The following is a 13,676-nucleotide window of genomic DNA, read 5'->3' on the forward strand; positions in this document are numbered from 1 at the left end:
CCAATAGTATATACCTCTACCATGAAAATACTAGTAGTAGATGACGAACAAGACGTAAAGATCCTTTTCCAGCAACGCTTCCGCAAAGAGATCCGGAGTGGGGACATGCATTTTGTCTTTGCCTTTTCAGGGGAGGAGGCGGTAGACCTGTTAAAAGATTTGGAGCACGAGGCTGTACTCATACTATCAGACATCAATATGCCAGGGATGAGCGGGCTTGATCTGCTTGAATTTATCAAAAAGGAATACGTAAAACCCCCGCCTGTGGTGATGATGATCACAGCCTATGGGGATGAGGAGAACCGGTCTAGCTCAAGACGCCTTGGCGCTGATGATTTCCTGACTAAACCCCTGGATTTTGGAGTATTGAAAAACAAACTTAAAGAGATTGCATCATGACAAAAATAATGGTCGTCGATGACGAAACAGATCTGGAAGTCCTGATTAAGCAGAAATTCCGCAAGAAGATCAGGCAGAAGGAATACGAATTTTTATTTGCCGAGAATGGGCAGATGGCCCTCGAAAAAATGAAGGAGAATCCGGATGTGGATATTGTATTGAGCGACATTAATATGCCCATTATGGACGGGCTTACGCTACTCAGTAAAATCAATGAACTGAGTCCGCTAATAAAGTCGGTCATTGTCTCAGCTTATGGTGACATGGATAACATACGTACGGCCATGAACCGAGGGGCATTCGATTTTATTACCAAGCCAATCAATTTTGAGGACCTTTCTATTACCATGGAAAAGACCATCGCATTTGCCAGGCAGCTCAAAAAGACCCTGCAGGCTATCAAGGAGAACAATATTCTGAAAATGTACGTGGATGAAAACGTGCTGAATTTTATGGGGACACAGGAATATGAATCCAGCGTGATGCTCAATGAGTCCATAGAAGGAACAGTGGTCTTCTTCGATCTCTGTGGCTTTACAAAGTTCAGTGAAAAGAACAAGGCAGATACCGTGGTGCAGATGATCAACACTTACTTCGACATCATGGTGAAGGAGATCATTGCACAACAGGGTTTTGTCGATAAATTCATGGGAGATGCAATCATGGCGGTTTTCCGGGGGGAATACCATTTAGACAGGGCTATTGACACCGCTCTTGCCATTCGAAATCAGATGGATACCCTTGATCCAAAAGATCTTCCGGCAAACTTTAAACCCATGGTTTCTGTTGGGATTAAAAGGGGGGAAATGATCTCGGGGAATATCGGATCGGCTAGCCTGAAACGACTCGATTATACGGTCATAGGAGACACCGTAAACACGGCGGCTCGCCTACAGGATGCTGCCAAAGAAAACCAGATCCTGATCACAGAAAGTTGCTATGAGACCGTAAAGGAATCCTTCAAATGTAAGAAGGTAGGTGATATTCAGCTGAAGAACAAAAAAGACAAGATCACGGTTTACGAAGTATTGGATTAACTAAAGGCATTTTAAGGTCTTATCACCCCATAAGACAAAGTGAATTCTAAATGGATTGCCTGACAGTACTACACATCTTCCCAGGAGGGTGACTCAACCCTTACAATTTGTATAAAACTTGGTGGAACAAGGACGGTAATATTCAGACGACTTATTCGTTCTTTAGTAAGAGCTATTTCGTGTTCTGTTGAGATAAGGGCATGAAGTAAGAGCTCATTAAACCCTTTTGTAAAAAAGGGGTCCTAATTAAAATCAACCTTATGAAATTCCAATCATTTTATGTCCTAATTATAATTTTGTTTTTGGCCGCCTGTTCATCTTCAGACGAGGAGGGAGAGGTTTTAGAAACTAGTATCGAATTCGGAACCCCCCAACGGGTAAGCGTGCAGGGCTATGACGACCAGATCATGGAGCCATTTTTAAGCAGGGATGGCAGTATCCTTTTCTTCAACAACCTGAACAATCCTTCTGTAGACACCAATCTCCACTGGAGTACACGTATCAACAATACCCTGTTTGAATACCAGGGGGAGTTACAGGGGGTGGCCACGGAAAGTCTTGAGGGCGTCCCTACCATGGATCAGAATAATAACTTGTATTACGTATATACTGGCGATTATTTTCAAACGCTTCAATCGATTTATATGGGAACCTACGATGCAGGTGGACTCACCAATATATCTGTGGTTGAAAATCTGTCCCTGAACCAGCCGGGCTGGCTGAATTTTGATGTGGAAGTATCCAACGACGGACAAACGCTTTATTTTGTAGACGGCCTTTACGACGAGAACGGAGGACCGAGGGAGGCGAATTTTTCAATTGCGCGAAAAAACGGAACTGAATTTCAAAGGGATCCCAATAGCGCTACTTTACTGGCAAATATCAATACGGATAATCTGGAATATGCCGCTGCAATTTCAAAAAATGAACTGGAACTTTGTTTTACCAGGATTATCGGAGATATTTCACCTGATTCTGAAGCAAAGATTTATATCGCAACCCGAACATCTTCTGACCTTCCTTTTTCAGAACCACAACTCATCTCCGAGATTACCGGATTTGTGGAAGGGCCTACCTTTTCTGCAGATGACAACGGACTGTATTATCACAAAAAAGAGAATGAAGATTTTGTGCTGTACTACATCGAGAAGCAACCTTGATAAATATCCCCCTTCGTTTAAGAATAAGACAAGAATTCATAAGGTGAATACAATTAGGAAAAACTCATTACCTTCGTAAGAAAGCCTTAAAATTTTGGATAAAAACAAAGTAAAAAATGTCTTTGTGAAGGGAGCCATAACTCCCGAATTCATCGCCAATTCTATCGCCAAACACCAGTCGAAAACCGGAATTGGTGCCCATGATATCTTTCTGGGACAGGTAAGGGCTGATGTGATTGATGGAAAAGAGGTTAAAGCAATTGATTATTCGGCCTATGAATCCATGGCCAACCAGAAATTCCACGAGATCAGGGAAGCCACCTTTGCAAAATTTGAGCTGAGCTGTATGCATATTTACCACAGCATTGGGAGGGTGGAAACAGGCGAAATATGCCTCTTTGTCTTTGTTTCTTCTCCGCATCGCAAAGTGGTCTTTGACGCCCTTTACTATGTGGTGGAAGAAATTAAAGCTGAGGTGCCGGTATTTGGCAAGGAAGTCTTCGATGATGAATCCTATCAATGGAAAGTGAATACATAAAAGATGGTCGATATAACGCATAAGGAAAATACACTTAGAACTGCTATCGCCGAGGCTATTGTAGAAGTAAGTTCCCCTGAAACAATACAGGCCATCAGAGAAAAAAGAGTGCCGAAGGGAGATGTCTTTGCGATGAGCAAGGCAGCCGGACTGCTGGGGGTGAAAAAAACTGCCGATCTTTTACCCGATTGCCATCCGCTACCGATTGAATACACAGATATCCGATACGAAATAGAAGAACTTCAGATCAGGATCACCATCACCGTCAAGACCCATTATAAAACGGGGGTAGAAGTGGAGGCCATGCATGGGGCCAGTGTTGTGGCCCTGAACCTTTACGATATGCTTAAACCCATAGATAAGGGAGTTGAAATCGCCAGAATCCGCCTGATAAAAAAGACAGGAGGAAAATCAGATATCAACAAGAGGTAGTTCCGTTATTTTCTAATGGCCCAAATCTCGTACATGGGCTCACCCCTGCTGTTCTTTCCCGTATGGTGCCAGTCGTCGCCCTTGCGTTCGTAATTAAAATTCAATGAGGCGCCTACCCGACTATTATCCCGGGAGAAGTAATCGATATTTTCGGTATAGACTCCATCCTCAGAAGTAAAAGAACCTCCACCTGTTCCCGAAAACCGCATGGTTTCAGTATGGTAGGCAATCCATTGAAAATGCCCATCCATTAGAAATTTTAAAGTCTTTCTGGGATTAGACTCTCCTCTTCTGTCCTGTCCGGTATCAGGGCCTCGTGTTGCAAAGAGCCAGGCTCCGTCCAGATCCTGATCCTTGCTTTTTACCTGCTTCAGACCAATTGGTTTTCCTTCATTCAGTACAAGCTTGTCTCCGTCCATAGAATAAGAAAATGCCATCGCTTTAGCCCCATCATTTTCATAGGCTGAATTAAATTCGAGTTGTACTTTTATGGAGTCCCCCTCGACGGTATAAAATCCCCCTCGGGTACGGACGAAATCCGGAGCGGTGGTGTATTCCGTATACACCAAATAATTACCGTTCATTTTTATTTCGTGAATCAGATCCGTGGATTCAGAATCCGTTCTCAGGTACACACCAGGACCGGGTTGTGCCCAGATAGCTGAGCAAAAAAATGCAATAAGAACTGGCATCACCAATCTTTTTATTGAGTATTTCATGACATCTTGATTTATACCCTAAGATACAAAGAGTTAGGAAATTAGACCTTCAGATATTTTATTTAGAAAGGTATTTTTTAGATGTGCATATTAAACCTATATTATCATTTAGAAAATTGTATAAAAAAAACTTGAATTTTACTTTTTTTTGATTTCATTTACACCGCAAATCAGGAAGATTCAGCTCAGTTAAAGACATTAACCCGAAAGGAAGTACAGGCGTATAAAAAAAATCTAATCCCTCACCTATTTAATGAACATTAAATACATCGATCTGATCGATCAAAGTTATTATTTCCCTCAGGAGGAGTTTACCCTGGAGGAGGATAATCTCCTATTTCACGGTATTCCCCTGAGATCTCTTGTGGAACAATACGGAAGTCCGCTTAAGTTCACCTACCTGCCCAAGATTTCGAGAAACATCAACAGGGCTAAGGAGTGGTTTGCCAAAGCGATAGAAAGACACAATTATAAAGGAAAGTACATCTACTGTTATTGTACAAAAAGTTCTCATTTCCAGTACGTGCTTGACGAAGCCCTGAAGAATGACATCCATATTGAGACTTCTTCGGCTTTTGACATAAATATTGTAGAACAGCTTAAGAAGGCGGGCAAGATAAAAGATAATACCTATGTCCTCTGCAATGGTTTTAAAAGGGACAGATACATACAGAACATCGCGGATCTTATTAACGGGGGGCACAGGAATTGCATCCCCATCATTGATAATTATGAAGAGATCGACCTGCTCAGCGATGCAATTAACGATCCATTTAGTATCGGGATCAGGATCGCTTCCGAAGAAGAACCAAAATTTGAGTTCTATACCTCGAGACTTGGGATAGGCTACAGAAACATCGTCCCATTTTACGAAAACCAGATCCGGGACAATGATAAGGTGGAACTCAAGATGCTTCATTTCTTTATCAATACCGGCATTCGTGACAATGCCTATTACTGGAATGAACTAACCAAGTGTTTAAAGGTTTATGTAAGGCTAAAAAAGATTTGTCCCAGCCTGGACAGTCTTAACATCGGAGGAGGATTTCCCACTAAAAACTCTCTTGCCTTTGAGTACGACTATGAGTATATGGTGGATGAGATCATTAACCAGATCAATATCGCCTGCAAGGAAGCAGACGTGCCCGTACCCAATATCTTCACTGAATTTGGAAGCTTTACAGTAGGAGAGAGTGGAGGGGCAATCTACGAGGTGCTGTATCAGAAACAACAGAATGATAGGGAAAAGTGGAATATGATCGATTCCAGTTTTATTACCACATTACCAGATTCCTGGGCCATCAACAAACGTTTTATTATGTTGCCTGTAAATCGCTGGCACGATCAGTATGAAAGAGTATTGTTGGGCGGACTCACCTGTGACAGTGATGATTACTACAACAGTATTCAGGATATGAACGCCATTTACCTTCCCAAATACAGGAAAGACAAGCCGCTTTATATCGGGTTTTTTAATACCGGGGCTTATCAGGAAACCATCGGGGGATTTGGAGGCTTGCAACATTGCCTTATTCCCACTCCTAAACATATACTCATAGATCGTGACGAAGACGGGAAGCTGGTGACACAAGTATTTAGTGAACAACAAAAAGCATCGGAATTGCTTAAAATTTTAGGATATGAGAACATCTAAAAATTACGCGGGAATCCCTGACGAATTTGCACAACTTGAAAAATCGAAAGTTGTATTGATTCCCGTACCTTATGACGGTACAAGTACCTGGGGGAAGGGAGCGGATAAAGGTCCTGAGGCCCTGCTCGAAGCTTCCGAGAATATGGAGCTCTACGACATCGAGACAGATACGGAGGTCTACAAACAAGGGGTTCATGTTACCAGCCCTATAGCAGAGCTCTCCAAGCCCGAAGCTATGGTAAATAGTGTACATAAAATTACAAAGGAGTACATCAAACGAAACAAATTCGTTACCCTGGTTGGAGGAGAGCATTCTATTTCTATCGGATCTATCCGTGCTTTTAATGAATGTTTTGAAAATCTCACCGTTCTGCATATAGATGCACATGCCGATTTAAGAGAATCCTATGATGGTACACCTTTCAACCATGCCTGTGCAGTTTACGAGGCAAGTCAGCAAACAAATCTGGTCCAGGTAGGTATCAGAAGTATGGATGCTATAGAGACAACTATCATGGATGTTGAAAAGACATTTTTTGCACATGAAATGGTCGATGATGACTACTGGATGGACAAGGTCGTTGACTTACTGGGTGAAAATGTGTTTATTACCTTCGATCTGGACGCCTTAGACCCGTCAATTATGCCGTCAACAGGAACTCCGGAACCCGGTGGTCTTCTATGGTATGAAACCCTTGAATTCCTGAAGCAGGTATTTGAAGAAAAAAATGTGGTCGGCTTTGATTTGGTAGAATTATGCCCTAATAGTAACGATAGATCCTCAGACTTCCTGGCTGCAAAACTGTACTATAAAATGCTCAGTTATAAATTCAAGGATGAAGCTGTAGAGGATGAATACGATAATACCTACGAGATGGAAACAGGCAGTGGAAATTCTTCCCTACCGAAATTTAATGAAGATGATGAGTAAAGGACCCATATCAGATTTTATTTCAAAATACTATCTGCACTTTAACGCAGCAGCCCTTGTAGACGCTGCCAAGGCGTATGAAGAGCAGTTACAGAATGGAGCAAAGATGCTTGTCTCTCTGGCCGGAGCCATGAGTACCGCAGAATTGGGTAAGATCTTTGCCGAGATGATTCGTCAGGATAAAGTGCATATCATTTCCTGTACCGGGGCCAACCTGGAAGAAGACATCATGAATCTTGTTGCACATTCGCACTATAAAAGGGTTCCAAGCTATAGAGATCTAACCCCGGAGCAAGAATGGGATTTGCTCGAAAAAGGCCTCAACAGGGTAACCGATACATGTATTCCCGAGGAAGAAGCATTCCGAAGGCTACAGGAGCACATCCATAAATTGTGGAAAGAGGCTGAAGAGGCAGGTAAGCGGTACCTACCTCACGAATATATGTACCAGATGCTGCTTTCAGGTGTTTTGGAAGAATATTACGAGATAGACCTGAAAGACTCCTGGATGTATGCGGCGGCAGAAAAAAACCTTCCTATAGTTTGTCCCGGCTGGGAAGACAGTACCATGGGGAACATATTTGCATCCTACGTAATTAAAAGTGAATTAAAAGCTTCTACGGTGAAGTCGGGGATTGAATACATGACCTTTCTGGCCGACTGGTATACTGAGAATTCTGAAAAGGGAATCGGCTTTTTCCAGATCGGGGGAGGCATAGCCGGAGACTTTCCAATATGTGTGGTTCCTATGCTATACCAGGATATGGAAAGGACCGATACTCCTTTCTGGAGCTATTTCTGCCAGATCAGTGACAGTACCACCAGTTACGGTAGTTATTCCGGGGCAGTTCCAAATGAAAAGATCACCTGGGGAAAACTGGGAATAGAAACCCCTAAATTTATTATTGAGAGTGATGCAACTATTGTTGCACCATTAATTTTTGCTTATCTTTTGGACATGTAATTATGGATAATTTAAAGAGAGTCATAGTAGATTTTAAAAAGCTTACTCCCGAGGTTCTAAAACTATTGGTTGAAAGATACCCAGACGGCTATGATGATGCACATATTATCACTTTTAAAAATGCCAGTGGAGAAAGGATTGAAGCTGTGGAGGTAACCACTGACGATACTAAATACCTGGTAAAGATCAGTGCGAAACTGGAAGTGACTATGGCAAATTACGATGAAGACGACTATGAAGATTTTGATGATGATGATCCGGAAGCAATTCCAGATGTGGAGGTTGAGGAAGATGATCCTGAAGACTAATTTCGTATTATAACAACGGATTGATATATGACAAACAGCGCTTTTCACCTCGCCTTACCTTGTTACAGCGTTACCAAAACCAGGAAATTCTATATCGAAATCCTTGGGGCAGAGCTGGGAAGACACTCTACACAATGGGCAGACATCAATCTCTACGGCAATCAGATCACCTTTACCAAATCAGGAGAATTTTCATTTAACTACAAGTCCTATAAATTTGGCGACAATATTCTTCCTTCTTTCCATTTTGGGGTCATCCTCAATGAGAAAAAATGGAATGAAATTCACCAGAAAATATCAGAAATTCTGGAGAAAGATTCCGAGCCCATCACTTTTCTTAAGAGTAAAAAGGGAGAGCATACTTCCTTCTTTATTGAAGATCCCAATGGTTATGTGGTGGAATTTAAATGTTTTAAGGAACCTAAAGAAGTGTTTGCCTCCTGAAGGTTCAGGTTACACTAAAGCATTTGAAACAAATTCAAATTAATTTTTAAGGAAACTAATCCCCATGTTAAAAATCATAGGTAGTGAAGAATGGTGTGTTTTTAAAGAACTCGGAATTCCTGCAATAAAGGCCCGGGTGGATTCAGGGGCCAAAACTTCATCTATACAGGCTACCAATATTTCTGTTTTCCGAAAAAAGAAAGAGGATTGGGTGAAGTTTGAGGTGAACCCCATTCAGGATAACAGGAGTATTACTGTAGATTGCGAGGCAAGGCTTGTAGATCGTCGTATTGTAAAAAGTTCAAGCGGTATCTCAGAAGAGCGATTTGTGATCAGGACCCCGATGACAATGGGGGAAGACACATTCGAGATAGAACTTACACTGGCGAACCGGGATACCATGGAATTCAGAATGCTGTTAGGAAGGGAAGCTCTAAATGGGAGATATATGGTAAACCCCGCCAAATCATATATGCTTCAAACCTTTACAGAGGACAGCATATCAGCTTCATATGCTCCCTATCTAAAAGAAAAGACCGGCTTAAAAATAGCCTTGTTGGCCAGCAATCCGAATTTGTACAGTAATAAACGCCTGGTAGAAGCTGCTGAAGCAAGAGGCCATGAAATTGTTTTCCTCAATGTAGAACTTGCCTATATGAAACTGGATGCCCGCTCGCCGGAAATCCGATATCGGGGAGGTAATATTTTGAAGGAGTTCGATGCTGTGATTCCAAGGATTAAACCTGCAGTCACTTTTTACGGCTGTGCTCTAATCAGACAATTTGACTACCTGGGGGTATACTGCCTGAACTCGGCAGAAGCCATCAGCCAATCCCGGGATAAGTTATTTGCCTCTCAATTATTTGCCAAGAATGACCTTCATATTCCTATTACGGGTTTTGCAAAATCTCCTATGGATACAAAAGACCTGATCAAGATGGTAAACGGTGCCCCCCTCATCATTAAACTTCTTGAGAGTACTCAGGGAAAGGGGGTAGTGCTGGCCGAAACCAACAAGGCTGCGGAAAGTGTAATTAATGCATTTAAAAGTGTCCAAACCAACATCCTGGTACAGGAATTCATCAAGGAAGCCAACGGGCAGGATATCAGGTGCTTTGTCGTAAATGGGAAGGTGGTAGCTTCTATGCAGCGGCAGGCCGAGAAGGGTGAATTCAGGGCCAACCTTCACCAGGGGGGCAGGGCTTCCAGGATCAAGATCACTGCTGAAGAGCGTAAACTGGCCATCAAGGCAGCAAAAATCCTGAATCTTTCCGTGGCCGGAGTAGACATCATCCGTTCTAACAAAGGTCCGCTATTACTTGAAGTGAATTCTTCCCCGGGCCTGGAGGGCATAGAAAATGCAACCGGAAAGGACATTGCGAACTCCATGATAGTGGCAATCGAGAAAAAATTAAAGTTTCAACACTAATTCAGAGTCCTTAGTTGCTTAAGCATTTCGGCTGTAGTTTTTTCAAGGTCGAATTCAGGTTGCCAACCCCAGTCTTGCCTGGCTTGTGAATCGTCTATACTGCTGGGCCAGGAATCGGCGATGGCCTGTCTGAAATCAGGTTCATAGGAAATACTGAATTCGGGAAGGTGGTTTTTAATGCTCCAGGCAATTTCCCCGGGGGTAAAACTCATTGCTCCGAGGTTGTAGGAGGAGCGGATACTTAATTTTTCCCCTTCACTCTCCATTAGTTCTATGGCAGCCCTGATCGCATCGTCCATAAACATCATCGGCAGGGCAGTGTCCTCTTTTAAAAAACAATTGTATGTGCCTTCCTCCAATGCCTGAAGGTAGATCTCCACGGCATAATCGGTAGTGCCACCTCCTGGCTGTGTTTTCCAGCTGATGAGTCCAGGATAGCGCACGCTGCGCACATCCACACCGTATTTTGAGTAGTAGTAGGCACACCAGCGTTCTCCTGTCTGTTTGCTGATTCCGTATACCGTACTGGGTTCCATCAGGGTGTGCTGAGGTGTATTTTCTTTGGGTGTGTTCTTTCCAAAGACCGCAATACTGGAAGGCCAGAAGATCTTTTCGATCTTATTTTCTTTGGCGAGGTTGAGGACATTAAAAAGGGAATTCATATTGAGATTCCAGGCCCGTTCCGGAAATTTCTCAGCCGTAGCGCTCAGCATAGCCGCCATCAGGTAAACCTCAGATACTTCATAAAGCATGACAATTTCCTCAACGGCATCATAACTCGTGGCATCCAGTATCTCAAAGGGTCCTGAATTCATCAGCGAATCAGAACCTTCCCTTATATCGCTCGCAATGACGTTTTCATTACCATATCGCTCGCGTAATGCAAGCGTAAGTTCTGTTCCGATTTGGCCACAGGCCCCTAAAATGAGTATGGATTGTTGCAAGAAGTGTATAATTAACGGAGTTCCTTTCAAAGATAGCTTTTATTAAAATTTGTACATTCGTTCTATGAAAAAAATAATGTCTATCCTTTCTTTATTCCTGCTTCTACAGGCTTGTCAGGAGTCTGGAAAAGAAGGAGAATCCACTAAGGAAGAAGTACAGTTCTTTTCGCTTGATTCTATGCCCGGCAGGGTTGCCTTAAACTCAAAGGCAGCAAATATTGTGAAGGACTGGAGAGAATTCAATGAGTTGGAAACCGGATTTAATGCTCTGTCGACGGTTGCCAACGAAGAGGACCTGATCCTGGTCCTCGAAGATCTGGTAGAAAAGCAGAAACGGCTGGAAGAAGGGCCTTATCCGGTGGAATTCGACATTCCACAAGTGAAAAGCAGGCAAAAAGTGATGAAAACCTTTATTTTCAAGACCAGGGCCGCAGCAGAATACCGTATTGATGCCACCGCTCCGGCGATTGAGATGACCGACGCTTATAATGCTCTTAGAACCCAGCTCAATGTTATTGTAAATAATACCCTTGACACTGAATTACTTATAGATGAATAAAATTTTATTTCTGCTGTTAAGCATTTCTATGCTAAGCCAATTACAGGCTCAGACTTCGGATACCGAACTGATCAACACTACTCTGGATAACTGGCATAAGGCGGCCGCTGAGGCCGATTTTAATGCCTATTTCAATCTGATGACAAAGGATGCTGTATTTATTGGGACAGATGCAGCCGAGGTTTGGAATAAACCTGAGTTTATGGCCTTTTCCAAGCCTTATTTTGAACAGGGCAAAGCCTGGAATTTCACTTCAATTGACCGAAATTTATACATAGACCCTAGTGGAAGCCTGGCCTGGTTTGACGAATTACTCAATACCTGGATGCAGCTTTGCAGGGGTTCGGGAGTGTTAAAAAAGGAAAATGGAGAGTGGAAAATAGCCCATTATGTCCTTTCCCTTACCATTCCTAACGATGAGATCGAGCCTGTCATAGAACTGAAAAAGGAAAAAGACAGTGTCTTCAGCAATAGCCTTTTGAAACAATAAAATGGAAGGACGAAAATCGTATCGACCTAATTAATAAAATTTAAATCCTGAAAATCATGAATCGGTATATCACTTTGATATTTATTTCTTTTCTCCTGCTCGCAGGATGCAGGGAACAGCCTAAAACGATAACAGGGGCTGATTTTTACCAAACGGAATTATTCAGGGATGTGCAGCTTGCGGCCATTTATAAAGATTCTAAAACCTTTGTAGACATGGTGCCAGACCGTTCTCACGGAGAATTGATTCAGTTGTATAATGAGGAGAAAGAAAAGCCTGATTTTGACCTGAAGGCTTTTGTAGATGCCCATTTTAGTGACCCTTTTGTTTCCGGTCAGAATATTGTGACCGATACAACCAAGAATATGTATGAGCACATCAGCAGTATGTGGGGGAAACTAACCCGGGGTCCGGATACACCGATGGAATTTTCTTCCAGGATTGCGCTACCTCACCAATACGTAGTTCCCGGAGGCCGTTTCAGGGAAATTTATTACTGGGACAGTTACTTTACCATTGAAGGGCTTATGGTAGACAAGCAGGAGGCACTGGCGAAAAGCATGGTGGATAATTTTAGTTTTCTGATCGACTCCCTCGGTTTTATCCCCAATGGCACACGTAATTATTACCTGACACGCTCACAACCCCCATTTTATGCCCTTATGGTAGATGCCGTTACGCGTGATACCAAAGGTTTGTTTCCCGACTATTATCCGTTTATTTTAAAAGAATATAACTTCTGGATGGCAGGGTTGGACGAAATCAAGCAACCTTTTAGTGCGGAAAAATATGTTGTCCAAATAGAACAAGGGAAGTTCTTAAACAGGTATTGGGACAGTGGGATCACACCCAGACCGGAGGCCTACAAGGAAGACGCACACCTGGCAAGCGATCTTCCTTCTAAATCTGAGAAGGAAAAACTCTATACACAACTCAGATCCGGAGCTGCTTCTGGCTGGGACTTCAGCAGCAGATGGTATACGACAGAGGGAGAATTCGGCACCACAAAAACGGCTGATCTCCTGGCCGTAGATCTCAATTGCCTCATGTATTTTATGGAGATAAGTATTGCTAAAGGATATGCCCTGGATAATGACGGGGAGAACGAGGCTTTGTTTCTGTCGAAGGCCAATGAGCGGAAAGCTGCTATACAGGATTTGTTCTGGAATGAGGAAGAGGGTTATTTTTATGATTATAACTTCACTCAGAAAGACTTTGGCAGAACGGCAACTCTGGCTGGTGCTTTCCCTTTATTTTTTGAACTGGCAACAACGGAACAGGCCAGAGGAGTTAGAGATAAACTGATGTCGGATTTCCTGAAGGATGGAGGACTTGTAACCACTTTGGAAAATTCAGGGCAGCAATGGGATGCCCCTAACGGATGGGCGCCATTGCAATATATAGCTGTTGAAGGACTGCTCAACTACGGCTACGTAGACGAGGCCAAGACTATAATGCAACGCTGGCTGGCTTTAAACGAACGAGTCTATGAAGACACCGGGAAGATGATGGAAAAATACAATGTTGAAGACATCAGCCTGCCGTCTGGGGGAGGGGAATATGAAACCCAGGATGGATTTGGATGGACCAATGGGGTGGCGCTAAGTTTCAAAGCTTTACTGGATGAGATGGATCCGGGAGAATAAAAATTATTGACATAAATAAAAA

General features: G+C 42.8%; 16 protein-coding genes. 14 read left to right on the top strand and 2 right to left on the bottom strand.

Features of this window, described 5'->3' with window-relative positions:
* Positions 1-21 precede the first annotated feature (21 nt).
* The 5 genes from ACA086_RS03175 to moaC all read left to right on the top strand — a co-directional run bounded on the left by ACA086_RS03175 (position 22) and on the right by moaC (position 3,566).
* A complete protein-coding gene (locus ACA086_RS03175) occupies positions 22-399 on the top strand; it encodes a response regulator (protein ID WP_371001896.1) in 378 nt (125 codons plus the stop codon).
* Complete coding sequence (locus ACA086_RS03180; protein WP_371001897.1) at positions 396-1,436, top strand: adenylate/guanylate cyclase domain-containing protein; 1,041 nt, start codon at positions 396-398, stop codon at positions 1,434-1,436. Before ACA086_RS03175 ends, ACA086_RS03180 begins: the two co-directional genes overlap by 4 nt.
* Before the next feature lie 260 nt (positions 1,437-1,696).
* Positions 1,697-2,596, top strand: a complete 900-nt coding sequence (locus ACA086_RS03185; RefSeq protein ID WP_371001898.1) for a hypothetical protein — start codon at positions 1,697-1,699, stop codon at positions 2,594-2,596.
* A gap of 94 nt (positions 2,597-2,690) precedes the next feature.
* Positions 2,691-3,134 (top strand): molybdenum cofactor biosynthesis protein MoaE, encoded by a 444-nt coding sequence (locus ACA086_RS03190; RefSeq protein ID WP_371001899.1) that lies wholly within the window; start codon positions 2,691-2,693, stop codon positions 3,132-3,134.
* Between the two features lie 3 nt (positions 3,135-3,137).
* Entirely contained in the window at positions 3,138-3,566 is a 429-nt protein-coding gene (gene moaC / locus ACA086_RS03195) for a cyclic pyranopterin monophosphate synthase MoaC (protein WP_371001900.1), read from the top strand.
* Between the two features lie 5 nt (positions 3,567-3,571).
* On the opposite strand, the gene ACA086_RS03200 is transcribed toward moaC, so the two are convergent.
* A complete protein-coding gene (locus ACA086_RS03200) occupies positions 3,572-4,285 on the bottom strand; it encodes a hypothetical protein (RefSeq protein WP_371001901.1) in 714 nt (237 codons plus the stop codon).
* A gap of 253 nt (positions 4,286-4,538) precedes the next feature.
* Between ACA086_RS03200 and ACA086_RS03205 the strand changes: the two genes are divergently transcribed.
* The 6 genes from ACA086_RS03205 (at position 4,539) to rimK (ending at position 10,015) form a co-directional block, all read left to right on the top strand.
* Positions 4,539-5,939: an arginine decarboxylase gene (locus ACA086_RS03205; protein WP_369746734.1), complete on the top strand. Its 1,401-nt coding sequence runs from the start codon at positions 4,539-4,541 to the stop codon at positions 5,937-5,939.
* Positions 5,926-6,870: an agmatinase gene (gene speB / locus ACA086_RS03210; RefSeq protein ID WP_369746735.1), complete on the top strand. Its 945-nt coding sequence runs from the start codon at positions 5,926-5,928 to the stop codon at positions 6,868-6,870. The genes ACA086_RS03205 and speB overlap by 14 nt, the downstream gene beginning before the upstream one ends.
* Positions 6,863-7,834 carry a deoxyhypusine synthase family protein gene (locus ACA086_RS03215; protein ID WP_371001965.1) on the top strand — a complete coding sequence of 324 codons (972 nt, stop codon included), beginning with the start codon at positions 6,863-6,865 and terminating at the stop codon, positions 7,832-7,834. Before speB ends, ACA086_RS03215 begins: the two co-directional genes overlap by 8 nt.
* A 2-nt stretch (positions 7,835-7,836) precedes the next feature.
* Positions 7,837-8,142, top strand: a complete 306-nt coding sequence (locus ACA086_RS03220; protein WP_371001902.1) for a hypothetical protein — start codon at positions 7,837-7,839, stop codon at positions 8,140-8,142.
* Between the two features lie 27 nt (positions 8,143-8,169).
* On the top strand, positions 8,170-8,586 hold the full coding sequence (locus tag ACA086_RS03225; RefSeq protein WP_371001903.1) for a VOC family protein: 417 nt from the start codon (positions 8,170-8,172) through the stop codon (positions 8,584-8,586).
* A gap of 64 nt (positions 8,587-8,650) precedes the next feature.
* Positions 8,651-10,015, top strand: coding sequence for a 30S ribosomal protein S6--L-glutamate ligase (gene rimK / locus ACA086_RS03230; RefSeq protein ID WP_371001904.1), 1,365 nt, complete (start codon positions 8,651-8,653; stop codon positions 10,013-10,015).
* Here rimK and ACA086_RS03235 read toward each other — a convergent pair.
* The gene (locus ACA086_RS03235) at positions 10,012-10,959 is read right to left on the bottom strand and encodes an NAD-dependent epimerase/dehydratase family protein (RefSeq protein ID WP_371001905.1); all 948 of its coding nucleotides are present in this window, start codon (positions 10,957-10,959) and stop codon (positions 10,012-10,014) included. The two genes, rimK and ACA086_RS03235, sit on opposite strands and share 4 nt — an antisense overlap.
* 64 nt (positions 10,960-11,023) lie before the next feature.
* On the opposite strand from ACA086_RS03235, the gene ACA086_RS03240 reads away from it, so the two are divergent.
* The 3 genes from ACA086_RS03240 to ACA086_RS03250 are packed head-to-tail and all read left to right on the top strand — an operon-like array spanning position 11,024 to position 13,654.
* The gene (locus ACA086_RS03240; RefSeq protein ID WP_371001906.1) at positions 11,024-11,518 is read left to right on the top strand and encodes a hypothetical protein; all 495 of its coding nucleotides are present in this window, start codon (positions 11,024-11,026) and stop codon (positions 11,516-11,518) included.
* Positions 11,511-12,008 (top strand): nuclear transport factor 2 family protein, encoded by a 498-nt coding sequence (locus ACA086_RS03245; protein ID WP_371001907.1) that lies wholly within the window; start codon positions 11,511-11,513, stop codon positions 12,006-12,008. The genes ACA086_RS03240 and ACA086_RS03245 overlap by 8 nt, the downstream gene beginning before the upstream one ends.
* Before the next feature lie 56 nt (positions 12,009-12,064).
* The gene (locus ACA086_RS03250) at positions 12,065-13,654 is read left to right on the top strand and encodes a trehalase family glycosidase (protein ID WP_371001908.1); all 1,590 of its coding nucleotides are present in this window, start codon (positions 12,065-12,067) and stop codon (positions 13,652-13,654) included.
* The last annotated feature ends 22 nt before the right edge of the window (positions 13,655-13,676 follow it).

This window comes from Muriicola sp. E247, from assembly GCF_041358175.1.
In the GTDB taxonomy this organism is placed as follows: Bacteria; Bacteroidota; Bacteroidia; order Flavobacteriales; family Flavobacteriaceae; genus Muriicola.